This is a genomic window from Enterobacter sp. SECR19-1250, from assembly GCF_013391025.1.
GTDB classification, from domain to species: Bacteria; Pseudomonadota; Gammaproteobacteria; order Enterobacterales; family Enterobacteriaceae; genus Enterobacter; species Enterobacter cloacae.
In genome coordinates, this window is record NZ_JACASJ010000293.1 from 1 (window position 1) to 791 (window position 791).

Genomic DNA, 791 nt, shown 5'->3' on the forward strand with positions numbered 1-791 from the left:
ATCATCGTCAATCGTTAGTAATCGCAACAGGCGGCAGTGGCTTGACGCTTACGCTTTTGCGCCAAGGATCCGGGATCTTCATGACAAGCGGCTGTTTATTCATGGAAAAGCTGAGTTGTATCCGGGGCTTCAGTCAATCATCTCCTCAACCAGCCTGAATCTGAAGGAAATTGAAACCCACTGGCATGAGGTACTGCGTCTGGCAAGTTCTATAAAGCAGGGAACGGTAACAGCATCACTGATGATGAAAAGGCTGGCCAGCTATCCTAAACAGAATGGTCTGGCAAAGGCTCTGAGGGAGATTGGCCGCATAGAAAGGTCATTGTTTATGTTGGACTGGTTCCGGGACCCTTCGCTGCGTCGACGAGTACAGGCTGGGTTGAATAAAGGTGAGGCCCGCAATGCCCTTGCGCGAGCAGTCTTTATGCACCGACTGGGGGAAATCAGAGATCGGGGACTGGAAAACCAAAGTTACCGGGCAAGTGGGCTGACATTGATGACTGCGGCGATCTCGCTGTGGAATACGGTATATATAGAAAGAGCGATAGATTCATTGAGACGGAAAGGGATCCCGATTAATGAGCAACTGATTACCCATCTGTCACCGCTGGGATGGGAACATATCAACCTGAGCGGGGATTACGTCTGGAGGACAAACCTCAAACTGGGACAGGGTAAATACCGCGCATTACGCTCAGTGAATAGTAGCCTGTACAAAAAACAGGCTTAGCGTAGGATATTTAATGAGATGGTCACTCCCTCCTTCCCGGTACTATGCTGAGGACAGGCTT

At 49.9% G+C, this 791-nt stretch carries 1 protein-coding gene; it reads left to right on the forward strand.

The annotated features are described in order from the left end of the window. Positions 1 to 730, forward strand: a 730-nt coding sequence (locus HX884_RS26675) for a Tn3 family transposase (RefSeq protein ID WP_178295440.1), incomplete at its 5' end; no start/stop codon positions are given. Positions 731 to 791 lie beyond the last annotated feature (61 nt).